The sequence below is a fragment of the Caballeronia sp. LjRoot34 genome, assembly GCF_964253815.1.
Lineage (GTDB): Bacteria > Pseudomonadota > Gammaproteobacteria > Burkholderiales > Burkholderiaceae > Caballeronia.
Genome location: NZ_CAXUSB020000006.1, coordinates 82,891 through 97,119 on the forward strand (window position 1 = coordinate 82,891; position 14,229 = coordinate 97,119).

The 14,229-nt window shown below is 58.6% G+C and carries 15 protein-coding genes and 2 pseudogenes; 8 read left to right on the forward strand and 9 right to left on the reverse strand.

Going from position 1 to position 14,229, the window contains the following annotated elements:
- The first annotated feature begins 38 nt into the window (after positions 1 to 38).
- The 5 genes from ACSQ36_RS44370 (at position 39) to ACSQ36_RS44390 (ending at position 4,111) form a co-directional block, all read left to right on the forward strand.
- On the forward strand, positions 39 to 599 hold the full coding sequence (locus ACSQ36_RS44370; protein WP_436187181.1) for a hypothetical protein: 561 nt from the start codon (positions 39 to 41) through the stop codon (positions 597 to 599).
- A 24-nt stretch (positions 600 to 623) separates the two neighbouring features.
- Positions 624 to 935: a hypothetical protein gene (locus ACSQ36_RS44375; protein ID WP_436187182.1), complete on the forward strand. Its 312-nt coding sequence runs from the start codon at positions 624 to 626 to the stop codon at positions 933 to 935.
- Between the two features lie 21 nt (positions 936 to 956).
- Complete coding sequence (locus ACSQ36_RS44380) at positions 957 to 1,190, forward strand: hypothetical protein (protein ID WP_436187183.1); 234 nt, start codon at positions 957 to 959, stop codon at positions 1,188 to 1,190.
- Between the two features lie 895 nt (positions 1,191 to 2,085).
- A complete protein-coding gene (locus tag ACSQ36_RS44385; protein ID WP_436187184.1) occupies positions 2,086 to 2,880 on the forward strand; it encodes an SDR family NAD(P)-dependent oxidoreductase in 795 nt (264 codons plus the stop codon).
- 769 nt (positions 2,881 to 3,649) lie between these two features.
- On the forward strand, positions 3,650 to 4,111 hold the full coding sequence (locus ACSQ36_RS44390) for a hypothetical protein (protein ID WP_436187185.1): 462 nt from the start codon (positions 3,650 to 3,652) through the stop codon (positions 4,109 to 4,111).
- Positions 4,112 to 4,393: 282 nt separating this feature from the next.
- On the opposite strand, the gene ACSQ36_RS44395 is transcribed toward ACSQ36_RS44390, so the two are convergent.
- From ACSQ36_RS44395 to ACSQ36_RS44415, 5 genes are all read right to left on the reverse strand, one after another.
- A complete protein-coding gene (locus ACSQ36_RS44395; protein ID WP_436187186.1) occupies positions 4,394 to 5,248 on the reverse strand; it encodes a hypothetical protein in 855 nt (284 codons plus the stop codon).
- Positions 5,249 to 5,254: 6 nt separating this feature from the next.
- A complete protein-coding gene (locus tag ACSQ36_RS44400; RefSeq protein WP_436187187.1) occupies positions 5,255 to 5,470 on the reverse strand; it encodes a hypothetical protein in 216 nt (71 codons plus the stop codon).
- Positions 5,467 to 5,865, reverse strand: coding sequence for a hypothetical protein (locus tag ACSQ36_RS44405; RefSeq protein WP_436187188.1), 399 nt, complete (start codon positions 5,863 to 5,865; stop codon positions 5,467 to 5,469). The genes ACSQ36_RS44400 and ACSQ36_RS44405 overlap by 4 nt, the downstream gene beginning before the upstream one ends.
- A 104-nt stretch (positions 5,866 to 5,969) precedes the next feature.
- Positions 5,970 to 6,332, reverse strand: a complete 363-nt coding sequence (locus ACSQ36_RS44410) for a hypothetical protein (RefSeq protein WP_436187189.1) — start codon at positions 6,330 to 6,332, stop codon at positions 5,970 to 5,972.
- 1,121 nt (positions 6,333 to 7,453) lie between these two features.
- On the reverse strand, positions 7,454 to 7,894 hold the full coding sequence (locus ACSQ36_RS44415) for an SET domain-containing protein (RefSeq protein ID WP_436187190.1): 441 nt from the start codon (positions 7,892 to 7,894) through the stop codon (positions 7,454 to 7,456).
- A 165-nt stretch (positions 7,895 to 8,059) separates the two neighbouring features.
- On the opposite strand from ACSQ36_RS44415, the gene ACSQ36_RS44420 reads away from it, so the two are divergent.
- Positions 8,060 to 8,206 (forward strand): hypothetical protein, encoded by a 147-nt coding sequence (locus ACSQ36_RS44420; protein ID WP_436187191.1) that lies wholly within the window; start codon positions 8,060 to 8,062, stop codon positions 8,204 to 8,206.
- A gap of 572 nt (positions 8,207 to 8,778) precedes the next feature.
- Here ACSQ36_RS44420 and ACSQ36_RS44425 read toward each other — a convergent pair.
- From ACSQ36_RS44425 to ACSQ36_RS44435, 3 genes and pseudogenes are all read right to left on the reverse strand, one after another.
- Positions 8,779 to 9,411 carry a sel1 repeat family protein gene (locus ACSQ36_RS44425; RefSeq protein ID WP_436187192.1) on the reverse strand — a complete coding sequence of 211 codons (633 nt, stop codon included), beginning with the start codon at positions 9,409 to 9,411 and terminating at the stop codon, positions 8,779 to 8,781.
- 94 nt (positions 9,412 to 9,505) lie between these two features.
- A pseudogene (locus tag ACSQ36_RS44430) lies at positions 9,506 to 9,619 on the reverse strand (GntR family transcriptional regulator); the annotation flags it as partial.
- 1,045 nt (positions 9,620 to 10,664) lie between these two features.
- Positions 10,665 to 11,117, reverse strand: coding sequence for an HU family DNA-binding protein (locus tag ACSQ36_RS44435; protein ID WP_436187193.1), 453 nt, complete (start codon positions 11,115 to 11,117; stop codon positions 10,665 to 10,667).
- A 494-nt stretch (positions 11,118 to 11,611) separates the two neighbouring features.
- On the opposite strand from ACSQ36_RS44435, the gene ACSQ36_RS44440 reads away from it, so the two are divergent.
- Both ACSQ36_RS44440 and ACSQ36_RS44445 read left to right on the forward strand, forming a co-directional pair.
- Positions 11,612 to 12,451, forward strand: coding sequence for an H-NS family nucleoid-associated regulatory protein (locus ACSQ36_RS44440; protein ID WP_436187194.1), 840 nt, complete (start codon positions 11,612 to 11,614; stop codon positions 12,449 to 12,451).
- A gap of 388 nt (positions 12,452 to 12,839) precedes the next feature.
- A complete protein-coding gene (locus ACSQ36_RS44445; protein ID WP_436187195.1) occupies positions 12,840 to 13,712 on the forward strand; it encodes a hypothetical protein in 873 nt (290 codons plus the stop codon).
- A 239-nt stretch (positions 13,713 to 13,951) separates the two neighbouring features.
- On the opposite strand, the pseudogene ACSQ36_RS44450 reads toward ACSQ36_RS44445, so the two are convergent.
- A pseudogene (locus tag ACSQ36_RS44450) lies at positions 13,952 to 14,229 on the reverse strand (tautomerase family protein); the annotation flags it as partial.

The following is a 14,229-nucleotide window of genomic DNA, read 5'->3' on the forward strand; positions in this document are numbered from 1 at the left end:
CGCTACAGTGCAGGCGGTAATAAGACCCGAGAGATCAAATGAAGAAACGTGCAATAAGTGCGTCCGTTACCCTACTGCTGGTTATCGCCAGCGTTCACGCCGCAACCCCGTCGCCACAGCCGACCGTTCTGCAATGCATTGGAGATGAGTGGATGGACGGCATTGACGCACCGAAAGACGCGTTCCTCGCGCCGCGTGACAACGGTCTGTCTGGCACTTACGTAATACAGGGCAATGCGATCACCGAGAGCGGGGGCGGAACGATAGCCGACAGGAGCTATGCTCTATGCAGCAGTACGGTAACGACCTACTCGTTCTCATCCGACTGCTCCGTAAATCGTGGCCCGTATATAAACGACTGGGAGAACGGGACGGACTTCGACTCCAAGACGGGGCCATTTTTCAAGAAGTACCCTAACAGCCCGACAGGCGTGGTTACGATACTCGTTGATCGAGTGAACCTACGCGTTGACGAAGAGTGGCTCGATAATCACGTTCGGGGCGCCTACGATCAAAAGACTAAGAAGTCTTCCTACTTGGCGTTCTTTACCTCGACGCGGTTCTCGGGTACTTGTGAACTCGGCAAACCTAAAATCTAGCGGTAGCCCACAGGGAGAGACGAAATGCTGGAATGGCTGTTCGCGTCAGTGCCGTATGCGTTGATCTACACCGTAGCCAAAGACGTCAAGGCATACCTCAAGTGGGAGGAGAAGGACAAGCCGGTGGACAGGGAGTGGACTGAGAAGTCGGGCTTCCGAAAGCAGTGTGAGGCGGGGGGCATCGAATTGAAATGGATAAACGCAGAGCGCATAGCAACGAAAGAACTGGACGGATGGGCGGTCCTCTATGAACTTGACAAGACGAACAGGATTCGCCGCAGACTCATACGGAGTGGCCCGGAAGTCCCGACCCTCATGGGCAAACAGCAAAGCTAAGTCCGGCAGGAGACTATAAGGATGAAGACGTTGCTCCCGATCCTCCTCACCGTCACGCTCGGCCTGTCCGGTTGCAAGCTAGACCTCGACACCCATTCAGTTGACCGCTACAGGCTGGTGGAAGCCGGTGGCATGGTCCTGCGGCTGAACACTGAGACTGGCGAAGTGGCGAAGATCACAGAGGCTGGAGTGGCCCCGCTCGCGGAGATTCCCACAACACTACCGCCCGGATGGACCGTCAAGCAGACCAACTAGCTCGGTCGGAATCGAGGGCAATGGGTACGGCAATCAGCAGTTGACAAATTGGAGACGAATCTGAGTCGGGATAGCGATTGTCAACAATTCAAGGGCGTATGTCGACCGGCCGTTCATGGCCGGCTTGTGCCCGACGTGATTGCTCAAGTCGACCCAAACCGGCCCATCAAAGAGCCGTAAAGCAGCCATTCGCCCTGATGGCTTCTTGCGGCCGCGATGCTCGATTAGCGCAAGCTTGACGCCTCTAATTTGATCGATCCGACCGACTTCGCCCTTAGCGGCATAAATGGAGTTTCCGCACCCCCTCGGCATAATGCTTCCATCGGTCTCCCGTCGTCGAACGCTGGGAGCGCGCTTGCTTTTTAGCATGCATTGCTGGCACTTCGAATCCATTGGCGGTGTGAGGCCCCAACGCGCTTTCCATAGTTGCATGTCTCCAGATCACGCACTCACGCGCCCGGTTGGAATATTCGCTTCGCTGCGTCATAGACGAGATGTCCTTGTCGAAGCGACCATCGACATTGCTACACGTTCATACCGCTCGGCTTGGCGCTGGTCGACCGACATGAATCGGCAGACATAGTTGCCGCGTCAATTCCACCAGATCAGGCGCCGGATCTATTCTTTATAAGAATGAATCTTATGAACAAGTTGGGGATTATCTTTGGCGGAGAAAGCTTTTACGATTGGCCTCTAGTTAAGAGCAGAGAAAACGTCTTCTATGTTCATTCTTGCAGGTAAGCGTGTTGGGTTTACAGCTTTCCGAAAAGATTAACAATCCTTCAGAGTCGTCTTGAAATGGTCCTTAGGGCAAGGCCGTTTTATCCGCTTCGCCGAGGCGCTTCGCCAAAGGCCATCCTGCGTCTCCAACGCTATCTAATCTGAGGAAGATTCTATGAACATCAATCTAAAAGGCCGGAAGGCGATCGTAACGGGTTCTACTGCCGGTATCGGCCGAGCGATTGTCGAGGGGCTGGCGCGCGCTGGAGCGTCTGTCGTGGTCAACGGCCGAGGCGAAGAACGGGTTAGCAAAGCTGTTCAGGAGATACGTCAGCTATTTCCCGAGTCTGACATCGATGGCGTCGTCGCCGACTTGGCTACAGCGAAAGGCGCAGCATCTTTTTTCAAGCAAGTGGAAGGGGCCGACATTTTGATTAACAACCTGGGCACGGCAAAGCCCAAGCCCTTTGACGAGCTCACCGATGATGATTGGCTCGACCTGTTCCAGATCAACGTCTTGAGCGGTGTACGGATGACTCGCCATTATCTGCCGAAAATGGTGAAGCGGGGGTGGGGACGAGTTGTGTTCATCAGCAGCGAGTCCGCACTGGCCATACCAAAGGAAATGATCGACTACGGTATGACAAAGACCGCGCAACTTGCAATTTCCAGAGGGGTTGCGGAAACGGTCGGCGGAACAGGTGTAACGGTAAATTCAGTTCTTCCAGGCCCGACGCGCTCCGAAATTATGTCGAACTGGATGAAATCCGGGGCCGAGAGCCAAGGCATCACCCAAGAAGCCGCCGAGCAGCAATTCCTGAATACAACGCGTCCCACATCGCTCATCAACCGATTCGCAACAACAGAAGAGGTTGCAAATATGGTTGTGTACGTCTGTTCGGAGCAGGCTTCGGCCACTACTGGTGCCGCGCTACGCGTAGACGGCGGCATCGTCAGATTTGTTGCGTAGAGCTAAGCGTATTTAGACTTGTATCACTCAGCACGCGGCGAACCGCGTTGAATTCCGCTTGCGCTTGGCGTAACGAGAAACTCGTTGCGCCGTTTCCGACGGCAAAAAGTCGACGATGGATCGATTCCTAAATTGACCGCTTTTATCACGGTTGTAGAAGCAGGCGGCTTTTCCGCTGTCGACGCAAGCGCCGATGACAGTGCCTATTTAATGACTTCAGTCGGATGGATGAAGGCTGATTCGTTGACCATAAGTGTGGCCTCTCAGGAATGCCAGCGTTGGGACACGGGGTTCAAATCGAATGGTAAAGCAGCAGCTGAAATTCGCTTCCCGGGCAGATTATATGGGTCTTCGATCTCACTTTGCCGCCAAGCTTGCAAGTAGCTGTAGTCACCCGCAATCAAGGCGATTGTCGACGATCGTGGCGTATGCGCCATCGTCTGCTATTGGCCGACAAGAGGCGGCACACCTGCCAGACACACGGCCACTCGATGGACCCTCTACGCTCACAAAAACACATCGGTCAAGTATTGTCGCCCTACACGCGCCGTATGAATGGATCTGAGCGCTCTGTTAGCCGTCTTCAGGCGGGCGCGGGTGAGCCACCGAGACAAGACGATCACCTTGCGCATTGGATATTCGTTATAAATAACGGAAAATAGAGACCTCGCCCCAGGTCAATATGCGTGAGGTTACGAATAACGTGACTGCTCAAGCAGGCAATCAGGAAGCCAAGCGCGGTCGTGGCCGGCCACGAAAACCGGATGCGATGAGCAACGCGCAGCGGCAGGCCGCTTACCGGCAGAGACAGCGTGCTGCCTCAATTAATGTAACAGTAACGAAAAATGATGGCCTACCGCATCACATGCAGATCCTGCGCGCCGAGTTATCCGAGGCCCGCCACGCACTGAATCAACTGCGTCTCGAGCAAGAGCAGGCATCGGCCGCCGCAGAATCGGATAGGCGCCAAGCTTTGGTGCTGCGTAAGCGGCTCGCGCGGGCCGAGGCTGAATTGAGCGCTGTGAAGGCCGCTCCAGCAGAAAACGAGCGTGGTCCGAGTTTTGAGGTGATGCTCAAACTGCTTGCCATGGCGTGCACGCGCAAGCCTCTGAAGGCCCAGCTTGCTATTCGCGAATCGGAGCTTTGGCGCAACGGCGTGGCCAGCGCGTCGGGCGTCTCGGATGAACAGATGAAGCAAGTGGCCGCCGCGCTCGCAGGCAAGCTGATTTAGCCAGGCCGAGCGCAATCGTCAGGACGCGCCGCCGTCAGGCACTCGGCCGAGCGCCGCAGCGTACCTGCCGCTGAAAAAAACGTCAGCAAAAAGGGCGCCGAACGCGACCGCCCTCCTCACGCATCAGATCGCCGTTCGCGCGATCCGTCGCGATGAGCCCATGTGCGCACGAAAACCCCGCCGTTTTTCGTCTAACGCCAAACCCCTGCCTCTAATCACGATGGCAATCAGCAGTGGCGGGTGCCGTTGAGGCGCGCTGCGCTTTCCTTGTACAAGGGCCTGTCATCCCGGTTGTCCGCTACGGCCAGGACGCTTCGAGAGCGTGCGCCGATATTGATCGTTGTCGAGCTGCAGATGGTCGATTTGCTTGCGCAGTTGATCGACCTGCCGGCGCAGCGTCTCAGCCTCGGCCGTCGCCTGCAGGCGAGCCGCGTCGTTCTGCATGTTGAGAAACTGTTCCGTGCCCTCAAGCCGTTTCGCCGCCTTCGCCAACGTGTCGGCGCCGACGGCGGAGTGTGAGAACGCCTGATGCAGCTGTTCGAGCAATTGCGTGATGCGGGATTCGGCGATCGTCGCGCGTGCCTCCGCTTGCCCCGCTTCGCGCCGCAACCGCGCGGTTTCGTCCTCGAGGTGGCGCACGCGCGCATGGGCGTCTTCCAGCGATGTCTGGGTCGATCTCGCTTGCAGCGCCTGCTCGTTGGACGGTGCGCCGCCCAACACGCTGGGCGACGAACCGGTGGCCAGGAGTTGGGCGAGTAATGCATGCAGTGGGCCGATCGCATCCCGCACCACCGGCTCTACCGCCCGGCGCAGGCTACTCAAGTCCAACGCGGACGACGCTGCCACGTCTTCGTCGGCGGGCAGCGTCGCGGGAGCCAGAGCCTGTGCGCGCTCGATCGCTTTCTGGATGGTCGTCAGGCTCGGCCGGCGCGTAACCGCCATCGATGCCGGCACGGCGTCAATCAGGCGCGCGTACGTCTTGGCCCCGTACAGGCGGCCGGTGACGGCGCGGATCTCGTTGATCACCGCATCGAGGAAGCGTGGGTTGTCCGTGGGAAACGCACGGTTGCATTGCTCGATGCCGGTCACGATCAGACGCATCTGCGGGTCCGACCAGGTCAGTGTGGTACGGGTCATGTTGCGTTACACCCGCGTCGCAACGCCTGCGACGTCGCAGGTCGATCTCGCGTGGGCGAGCCGTAGGACCGCGCGATCATTGGGGAGCTTGCCGTAGGGCGGCTCGTCGTCACCGGTGAGGGTTTCGATCACCATGGCATGATCCCGCAGAGACGGCTCGCGACCCGTTAGGACCGTGACCGTGTGATCGCCGAGTGCGGTTTTCAACGTACGCGGTGTCATCGCCCTCCCCCGACGCGTCGGATCACGTCTTGCGCGGCCTGTGCGGCGAGTTGCACCTGCAGCTCCGCCCACTTGCCGACCAGCGTCGGATCGGTCGTCAGAAAGAGCGGTTTGTTGACCCACGCGGTAACGAGCTCGCCGCGCGATCCGATTTCGAAGACGCGCAGCTCTTCGTCTTCGCTCACGCCGTTGTCGACCAGGTCCCGGAACGAATACAGGTTACACAGCTCCAGATCATCGGCGGGCCTGCCGGCGATCAGCGCAATCGCGGCTTGGAAAAACCGCCGCGCAGTCTCGCGTCGGGATTCGAGTGCAAACGCCTGGACACTGCCTTCTCCGCTTTCCCAGATGATGCGGTACAGGCTCGTGCGGCAATCGTTGCTCAGGGTTGTCATGGTCCGTTCTTCCTTCGGCGTTGCCGGTTCGTGCGCTGGTCGACGAACCGGTCGACGGTGCCCTGCACTGCGCAGCGCAATGTGGCCGCCTTGACCCAGCGCCTTCAACGACGTCTGTTGGCTGCAGTGGTCGCCCGTCCAGTCATGCGCCGCCCCTTCGCTTGCCAGCTGCGACGCCGACCGACGACGCAGGTGCCCGCGCCTCGGGCTCTACCCGCCGGCGGCATTCTCGCAGCACCGGAGGGAGCACCGTCGTCACGGCCGTTCGCTAGCCCATCAGGCTGTGCCAGCCCGTCATCGCGCCACGCGCTGAGCCCCGCCTCGAGCTGCGCCGGATCGAACGGCAGCGCCGCGTCGATCGCCAGCCTGCTGTGCAGGAGGGGGTATGCGGTATTCCCTGCCTGAGCCTCGGGTATCTCATGCTCGAATCGCGCCTCACGCAGGTTTTCTGCTAGCGGGTCAGTCAAGGCGGCTCCGGATCGTGTGATCGGTGGCCACCCCGATGCGATGACTGTACGTGAAATTCTGCCACAACAATCGTTATATTTATAACGATATTTATAACTTCAATTCCTCTACTGGATGTTACCCCGGAGTGTTCACTAGCTAGTCGACAAGAGCGATACGGCGCAACTAACGATCAGCGAGACCACAATCCACATCCAACAACGCTAGTAATGCGGAACCCTCACTAAAATCTGCTAATCAAGATGGGATCGGGCAAGCGCGGGAGCGGTTGGCGGAACGCTCCGAACCGTGCGAAGGACGGCAGCCTTGGGAGCAATGTGCTGTTGTAGGAATATCAAGCGGGTCTGGTACTGATCACGGCCCTTGCATGGGGGGGTGAAGGCGGACAAAAGCTCGATCGATAGTTAGTTGCATTATTGCAGGTTACGGAATCACGTGAACGTGCTTAAGAAGCACATACGCGATGGCAAACCCAACCGCAGCACAAACCGTTATTGTTCCAATCGATAAGTAAATCCGACGGATCCTGTCTGTCGCCCACTGCTTCGTTTCCTGCAATGCCGTTTGTTGTGCCGCCACTGCCGCGCGGAGCTCGTCCAACGTCTGATTCAGCTTGTCTATCTCCTGCCGCGCAGCCTGCCGAGCGTTCTCTAGCTCCGTCCCTGTCGATTCTAAAGCGCGAGCGCACGCCTGCACCGTTTCGGCCGACGCATCCAGCTTCGCCGCAACGTCTCGCTCGACAGCATTTACCCGCTCGACCCAATGGGCGGCTACCGGTAAGGCCGAGTCTTCTACGGCGTGACGAGGCGGGGAGTTTTCAACCTCGCGCGGGCGGCTTGGGGTTTCTTACGTGTAGAGCCGCAAGCCCTTGCTGCATAAGGCTGTATTTACTGTGCTCAATGAACATTGCTAGTAACAAGTGCTGTCATTGCAGTAGCGCTATTTTGCTTCGGCAATACTTCTGAGCGGAACAACGTCCTTGCGGATGGTTGGTCTTGCCTCCCAGACTGAATCTGGACAGAAGTAATGCGCCGTAGGGCATTGAGAGACGCTCGCAGGTTTCGCGATCGCGGTCCCGAAATGAAAGGCGCACGGCAGTCGTCAGAACGCTGCGTTCGACTTACCGTGGGGCGAGCATCGTTCCTCGGCAGTGCCGCGCGCCGCATCGACACGCATGCAGCTTTTTGAGAGCAGCCGTGCGGCGGCCCTTGACGTCGAGCAAATAATCGATAAACAACTCTTCGCCGGGCGTGATTGCAGCGATCGCCCGGATAAACACACGGCTTCCCTCTTGCTCTGCCTCACAGTTCGGCTCGCAGCAATGGTTGAGCCAACGTGCAGAGTTGCCACCGCGTGCACCGTCGATAACGTGTCCGTCATCCAGTCCAAAGAAAAACGTGTGGCCATCCTCGGCCCCGTTGCGTTGATAGCGCTGGCTTGCGACGCGCCAGGAGGTCACATCACCTTTGTATTCGAGGAGTGACTCCCCGCAGGGGATGTTGGTTAAAGCAAACACGCCGCGGCCATGAACGGGTGAGCGACGCACAACGATTCGGCGCATAACAAAAACCTAGGATTTGGAAAACACGACAGAAACAATCGCCAGTAGACGCATTGCATGCGCCGCAATGGGCATAATCATACGTCTTCCAAAAATCCTTCTTGCGCGATGCCGACGAAACGCACCCGACCCAGCATTCGCCGTCGACCAGCCCGCGGAACACTCGTGCAATACGGCGACCGCATTGCCGAAGTGCTCGGCGAGGCGCGCGGCCAACGAGTCATGATCAAATCGATTCACCGTGACGGCGTCGAGCGGCGCAGTGCCGTGAAGTGGCTCAATCTGGTGCCGCTTGACGATCAACTGTTTTAAGCATCGCCGGCCCTGCCCCGCGTTCTCAAGTGACGAGCGATGGCTTGCGCTGAAGAACTACCGCACACATGGCTCGTGCTGATTACAGTTTTGGCCAGCCCGATCGCGTGTTTTGTAATCAGCCGACAAGCGTTCACAATCTGCGGCGCCGGCGAGCTGCAGGTTGTGAACAACATGCGCTGAAGAACTACGGCGCGCTGGACGTGGTGACTTCGCCGCGCCCTTTCCGCCTTTTGTCGACTTGTCGGTGGTACCGACTTCCTTCATCGCTGCCAGCAGCGCGGCATTCTGCGTCCGCGTGGCTTCCAGTTGCCCGGCTAGTTTCGCCCCAGCTTCGCGCGCTTTGGCCGCGAGCTTGCGGACTTCCTCCGCCGTTCTGGCGAGCTCCATCCCGCTCGGCTTGTGCGCGATTGATCTGCTCCGGATCGAATCTCCGAAAGGTTCAATCCGACGGCCTGTGCCGCCCGGATGAGCCCAACCTGGCGCAGCGTCTCCCTTCGATACTGCCGTTGACCAATTGCCAATAACGACTGGGCAACTACTATGCGGGCCCGGTTACCGGGCCCGCCGCACTACTTGGTGGTCAGGGCGTCGAGTCGCGCCATGCACCTCGGGCTCGCTACGCCGCCGCGTTTATACCACTGCAGTGCGCGGGGCCGGTCCGGAAGAACGTCACCGGGCGCGGCGCCGCTCCAACAGTTTTCCCAGTAAAGCCCGAGGGTATGAGCCGCATCTCGCATGCCGAGTTCGAACGCTATCTCGTACTGAGCTTTGGCAAGCTCGAGGTCCACCGCTTCTCCGCGCCCCAACCGCGCGCTGTCACCAAGAGCGGCGGCGGATAGACCTTTGAGTTTGTCCGGGGCGTGTTCATCCTTCAGCACATCCCTCAGCACGCGGTGACCCAACGCGTAGTCGGCCTCGCCACCGGTGCCACTGAGCAGCGATATCGCGTACGTGACCCGTAGGGCCGGGTGTTTGTCGACGCCCACCTGGTCCAGCATCTTGCGCCCGAGATACGCCGCGCCAGGGAGCGCCGACACGAGCAATGCGTTCGCAGTGGAAGCGATGGATTCTAGAGGCGCAAATCCAGACTTATAGGCCGACAATACGTGTCGATAAAACTTCTCGATGTCGAGACCTGGGTCGTGCCGGGTCAGTGCTGCCCACTCGCGGTCTATCTGGTTGAACCAACTAACTTCAGCCATGGCAAGTCGCTCTGTAGTGGAAATCGCCGCCCATGATACGCCTTCCGATTTCGGCCTCGCGTTGTTGCGGTAAGGCCGGCTGAACCGGCGTTTAAATGGGGTACGCAACGGTCTCGGCGATCTCTTCGGCGAACTTGGTCAAAAGAGCATCGCCAGTCATCACCGCCAGTTGCCGGCGCAAGAGCCTGTCGCTGTTGTTCCAGAGCGCAAGTGCTCTGCGTCGGCGACATCAGTGCGAGCGGCAACTGCATGTTACCAATCTCGCAAGCCGGTTTCACTTGTGAGCGCGACCCGCACATAGACTCCAGTGACTGGACAGCATCCGAGTCCGACCATTTGTTTGGAGCCACAAATGAACACACGGAATGTGGTCACTGCAATATCGGCGCTGACATTACTGACGGCCGTCGGCACGGCGCACGCAGCGCGATGCCTGAAAGGTGCGATGGTCGGAGGAGTGGCCGACCACGTCGCGGGCCCCCATGCCGTACTCGGAGCCGTGGGCTGTTGCATTCGTGGGGCATCACTATGCAAAGGAAAAGGAGAAAGAGCAGGCGGTAGCCGTTAGCCAACGCTCCGCGGTCGCGCAGTCCTGATGACTGGTACCAGGTAGCGCGTGTCGAACTCGCAGATTATTGCGTCGCGATTGGGCCAATAGACGGGTTGCTTCGCTCCGGCTCGCCTTGAGTCCATGACGGTCATGTCAGCGGCTTACACAGTCACCGCCTCATCACTTTGGAGAGACCCATGCTGCGAATCCGTAGCCTTCGAGTAACCGCGCAGTCGGCAGACACAGAGAGGTGCGCCGAGTACTGCGCACAGACCCGACGTCTTCGCATCCTTAAGGATGGCGCTCTCCTGCGCGAGTGGGTTTCCGCCAAATTCGTGGATGGCCATTGCGTCTGTCGCCGGCGCCCGCAATTGGGGAACACAGCCCGATTCGAATGAGCTTCGCGCGTTGTTGGAAAGCCAGATGTCGCTGCACAGCGGCTAGTCGTCGCCGGCGTCTGGGTGTAGCAGCCAGAGCAGTTGCTGCCGTTGCCAACAGAGACGACAGCCGACGTCATGTGGTTTGCAGGTGAGGCACGTGGTCTCACCCGAGGGCGTGGATGCCAGTTCGTTCGCTGCCATCAACCATTTTTTTGCAATTCCATCGCCGCGCCGGCGTCGTCGACCACGACGGCAAATGGAAGACGCCTCTCAGTTCACAGGCTTTCGTCACGAGGGGCATTTCCAGGTCAGAACTCGTTCGCTTACAGCGCGGCGTCCTTCAGCTTCTTCAATGGGCGCACCTTGAGGCGCACCGAAGCCGGCTTCGCCGCGAACCATTTGTCTTCACCCGTAAACGGGTCCTTGCCGAAGCGCTTCTTCTTGGCCGGTACATCCTGCGCAACCACCTTCAGCAAGCCCGGCAGCGTGAACTCCTGCGCGCCCTTCTTGTGAATCGATGCGAGCACCGTTTCTTCGAGGGCTGCCAACAACGCCTTGGCCGCCTTCGGTTCCACGCCCGAGCGCTCGGCCAGGTGAATGGTCAGCGATGCCTTCGTGAACGTATCCTTGATCGGTTTCAAAGGAGTGGCTGCTGCAACTAGCTTCTTCACTGCAGGTGCGGTTGCTTTCTTCGCGACTGGCGCCGCTTTCTTGCTGATAGTTGTCGCTTTTTTCGTAGCGGAAGTCGCGGTTTTCTTGGTGGCGGTTGTTGCCATGAATGCCTCTCTTCTAGTCAAAGGTTGCCCAAGGCCTTTGCCTTTGCGCCGTCACCGACTAACGCAAAGGTACAAATTCTCGGGTTGGGCGCCAGCGTAACAACACCGACATGAAGACGCAACGTTTCGGCCCATGAATCAAGGGGTTTTTGCCATAAAAGTCACGAAAATGCTGACCTGTACCGCGCTTCATGGAGGCGGGTCCAGTAGAACTCTTACCCAATACGGCTTGGAACACGCTCAAAGACAGTCAAATCAAACAATAGACCCACGCTCTGACGGTCACTGTTCTGCGAAAACCAGCGCCTCGTCTCGCATGAATCGGGGTTATCGAGCGTACACAAACGCTTGCAGCTAGACTCAAATCGCAAAGGATGCTTACCGGTCCAACCGTCGTCGTTGGTTGCATATGCGTAACGCGAAGACCCTATCAGCGCTTTCACACTATCGAGGCTCATGGCATAGTGCGGCCATATCCACTTAAGGAGCTCACCATGCCAACCCTCGAACAGATCCAACAAAAGATGAAGAAATTGCAGGTGCAAGCAGATACGTTGATTGCAAAAAAGGCGCAAGCGGCGGTCGACCAAATTCGAAAAATTATGCTCACGCACGGTTTGACGACCGTAGACATCGAAGTTAAAGCAAAGGCAAAGCGCGAATCGAAAGCGGCGAACGGGAGTACTCCAAACGTCAAGGTGAAGGTTGCCCGTAGTCTAAATGGCGGGACCCCACCGAAGTTTCAACATCCTAAGACAGGTGCCACCTGGACCGGCCACGGTCGCGCGCCGGCATGGATCGCAGATGCCAAGGATCGCGCCAAGTTTCTAATTGCGAGTGGTACGGACGTTGTTCGCGCAGCGAGCGTGAGTCCTGTGAATCCTGTGAGTAAGGCGAAGACTGCAGCCAAGAAAGCCTCGGTAGCTGCAGGTGCACTTGCTTCCAAGGGACAACGTAAAGGACCGCAGCCAGCAAAATACCTCGACCCGAAGACCGGAGCAACATGGAGCGGACGCGGTCCGGCACCCGCGTGGCTTGCGGCAGTGAAAGACCGGACGCGGTTTCTGGTTGACGGCGCCGACGTCGGTTCGGCGAATGCGGCTAGCGCGAAGCTTCCAGGCAAGAAAACTAGCGTCAAGAAGGTAGCGGAGAAGAAAGCTGTAGCGACGAAGCCTGCTGCCAAGAAGGCCTTGACCGCAAAGACCGTGGGTAGAAAAGTTGCCGTGAATACGACGCAGAAGCCATCCGTAAAGAAGACACCGACGAAAAAGACATCACCAAAGAGCGCGGCCGTGAGCACCCCGTTAGCGGTTGTCGAAACCAGTGTCGGCTGAACGACCTGAACGTGATTGCCCGGTTTGACTAGCGACGGCTTGCCACACCGGGCGAGCGAAGGACACGACAGATTACTGGCGCGCCGGTAAGGGCCCGGTGCCCGTCTAAGTAGACTGGATTTCACGCGACGTTGTTCCAGTTTGCGGCATTCACGTATTGCCCAGTTCATCATTGCACCCTGCGCGATACCTCTGGATTCGATCAAAACCTGCCTCCGAAATCGCGTTTCCATACCCCGTTTCGATGGCCTTATCGGGCCGATCATCCCCGGCTCGATTACGCCGATCCGTGACAGCCGGCGTCGCTCCGGCCAGTCAATCCCGGGCAGTAGATGTAGATGGCATAATTGGTTTCTACCTGAACAGCTGCCAGCGCCCGATTCCAAGCATGCAACTCGATATTTTTGCTGACAGCCGCGATGTGATGCTGCGCAACGATGTCCTGAGCGCGCTGCAACGCTACGACGCGCGTGAGACACAGCAGACCCTTCGGCGGCTGAGTGACGAGTATCCCGACGACGACAGCATTCCCCAACTGACCGTTCTGGCCGGCGCACTCGATCTGCGGTCAACCATCGCGTTCTCCAATCATCAGGTCGCGGCTGAAGCACGCTGTGCACTCGTTGAAAAAACGACCCCGGCCGCCCTACGCATGTGGGGCGAGCACGCGGGGACCCGATGGCTCCTACCCCTATGGCAGGAACTGGCGCAGCGTGCGACTTCTCTGCCCTTCCGAGCCGATTCGATCGACACCCATGCCGCAGCGCTGTGGCTGCGGGCAGGCGGTTGGTCGGCTGCGCGCGACGCGGTCCTTACGATCGAATCATGGCGTCGCATTCCAGCTCCGCTAGCATGGATGGCCGAAGCCTCCTACCGTGTCGACGCACTGGAGGACACATGGCCCCTCCTGGCGGAACTCGCATGGCTCGCGCCGGACCGCTGTGCCGGGTTTGTCCATCGAATGGGCGATAAGTCGTTGGATTCATTGCTCAAGAAGTTCTACGCGAGCTTTGAAGGCGCCGGCGATATCACGGATATCGCTTGGTTCCCCGCCTGGGTCTTGATCGAGAAACCCGTTCTTGCGCGCCTGCTGATCGCGGCGCAACCTTCAACGCAGAGGAGTCCGGAGCGTGCCATGCGACTGCTGCTTGAATTACTCAGCCTTGAGCGACAAGGCCGCCACTACGAAATTTTGGATTGCCGCAAGAAGCTTCAGGGCCTGCACGCCTCGCTTTATTTGTCCTATATGAGCACTCGCTGATTGAAAACGCCAATGGTCGGAAGTAGCTCCCACAAGTGGGCATTCGCCTCCCACTTTCGACGTCAGGCGTTCGGTTGACTGCGTGCCGCGTCGGAATGCCGCGCGTCTTGTTCGGAAGGAAGGACCGATGGCAGCGCATTCAAGGTCTATAAGTTCGTACCGCATGATTCGAGGCTCCGGCTTGGACGCTTGAATCACGTACAAACCGATGCCTTCAACATTGCTGCTTGCCTTTGGGCTTACACGGCGAGCTCGCCAAGCGTCTCCTTGTTCGCGGCCATCCATGCGGCTTCCTCGCCCGGACGCGGCATGATGAGGCCCGCTTCCATGATCGTCTCCGCGTCCGCTTCCTCGACTCTGATGACGAGTTTGCGCTCCGGTTGCCCGGTTAGGCTCGACCAAGCGGCCGAGAGCGATTTCAACAGTGCCTGGCGGGTCTCCAGCGTTCGTCCGGCACGGACGATTGCATTGATAAGCGTCCCGTTTTCGCGAACGGAGCCACCGAGGTAGTGCGAGC

What these genes read in the sequence shown, in the direction of transcription:
- ACSQ36_RS44370 (WP_436187181.1), top strand. Translation starts at nt 39, where the DNA reads ATGAAGAAACGTGCAATAAGTGCGTCCGTTACCCTACTGCTGGTTATC.
- ACSQ36_RS44375 (WP_436187182.1), top strand. Translation starts at nt 624, where the DNA reads ATGCTGGAATGGCTGTTCGCGTCAGTGCCGTATGCGTTGATCTACACC.
- ACSQ36_RS44380 (WP_436187183.1), top strand. Translation starts at nt 957, where the DNA reads ATGAAGACGTTGCTCCCGATCCTCCTCACCGTCACGCTCGGCCTGTCC.
- ACSQ36_RS44385 (WP_436187184.1), top strand. Translation starts at nt 2,086, where the DNA reads ATGAACATCAATCTAAAAGGCCGGAAGGCGATCGTAACGGGTTCTACT.
- ACSQ36_RS44390 (WP_436187185.1), top strand. Translation starts at nt 3,650, where the DNA reads ATGAGCAACGCGCAGCGGCAGGCCGCTTACCGGCAGAGACAGCGTGCT.
- ACSQ36_RS44395 (WP_436187186.1), bottom strand. Translation starts at nt 5,248, where the DNA reads ATGACCCGTACCACACTGACCTGGTCGGACCCGCAGATGCGTCTGATC.
- ACSQ36_RS44400 (WP_436187187.1), bottom strand. Translation starts at nt 5,470, where the DNA reads ATGACACCGCGTACGTTGAAAACCGCACTCGGCGATCACACGGTCACG.
- ACSQ36_RS44405 (WP_436187188.1), bottom strand. Translation starts at nt 5,865, where the DNA reads ATGACAACCCTGAGCAACGATTGCCGCACGAGCCTGTACCGCATCATC.
- ACSQ36_RS44415 (WP_436187190.1), bottom strand. Translation starts at nt 7,894, where the DNA reads ATGCGCCGAATCGTTGTGCGTCGCTCACCCGTTCATGGCCGCGGCGTG.
- ACSQ36_RS44425 (WP_436187192.1), bottom strand. Translation starts at nt 9,411, where the DNA reads ATGGCTGAAGTTAGTTGGTTCAACCAGATAGACCGCGAGTGGGCAGCA.
- ACSQ36_RS44435 (WP_436187193.1), bottom strand. Translation starts at nt 11,117, where the DNA reads ATGGCAACAACCGCCACCAAGAAAACCGCGACTTCCGCTACGAAAAAA.
- ACSQ36_RS44440 (WP_436187194.1), top strand. Translation starts at nt 11,612, where the DNA reads ATGCCAACCCTCGAACAGATCCAACAAAAGATGAAGAAATTGCAGGTG.
- ACSQ36_RS44445 (WP_436187195.1), top strand. Translation starts at nt 12,840, where the DNA reads ATGCAACTCGATATTTTTGCTGACAGCCGCGATGTGATGCTGCGCAAC.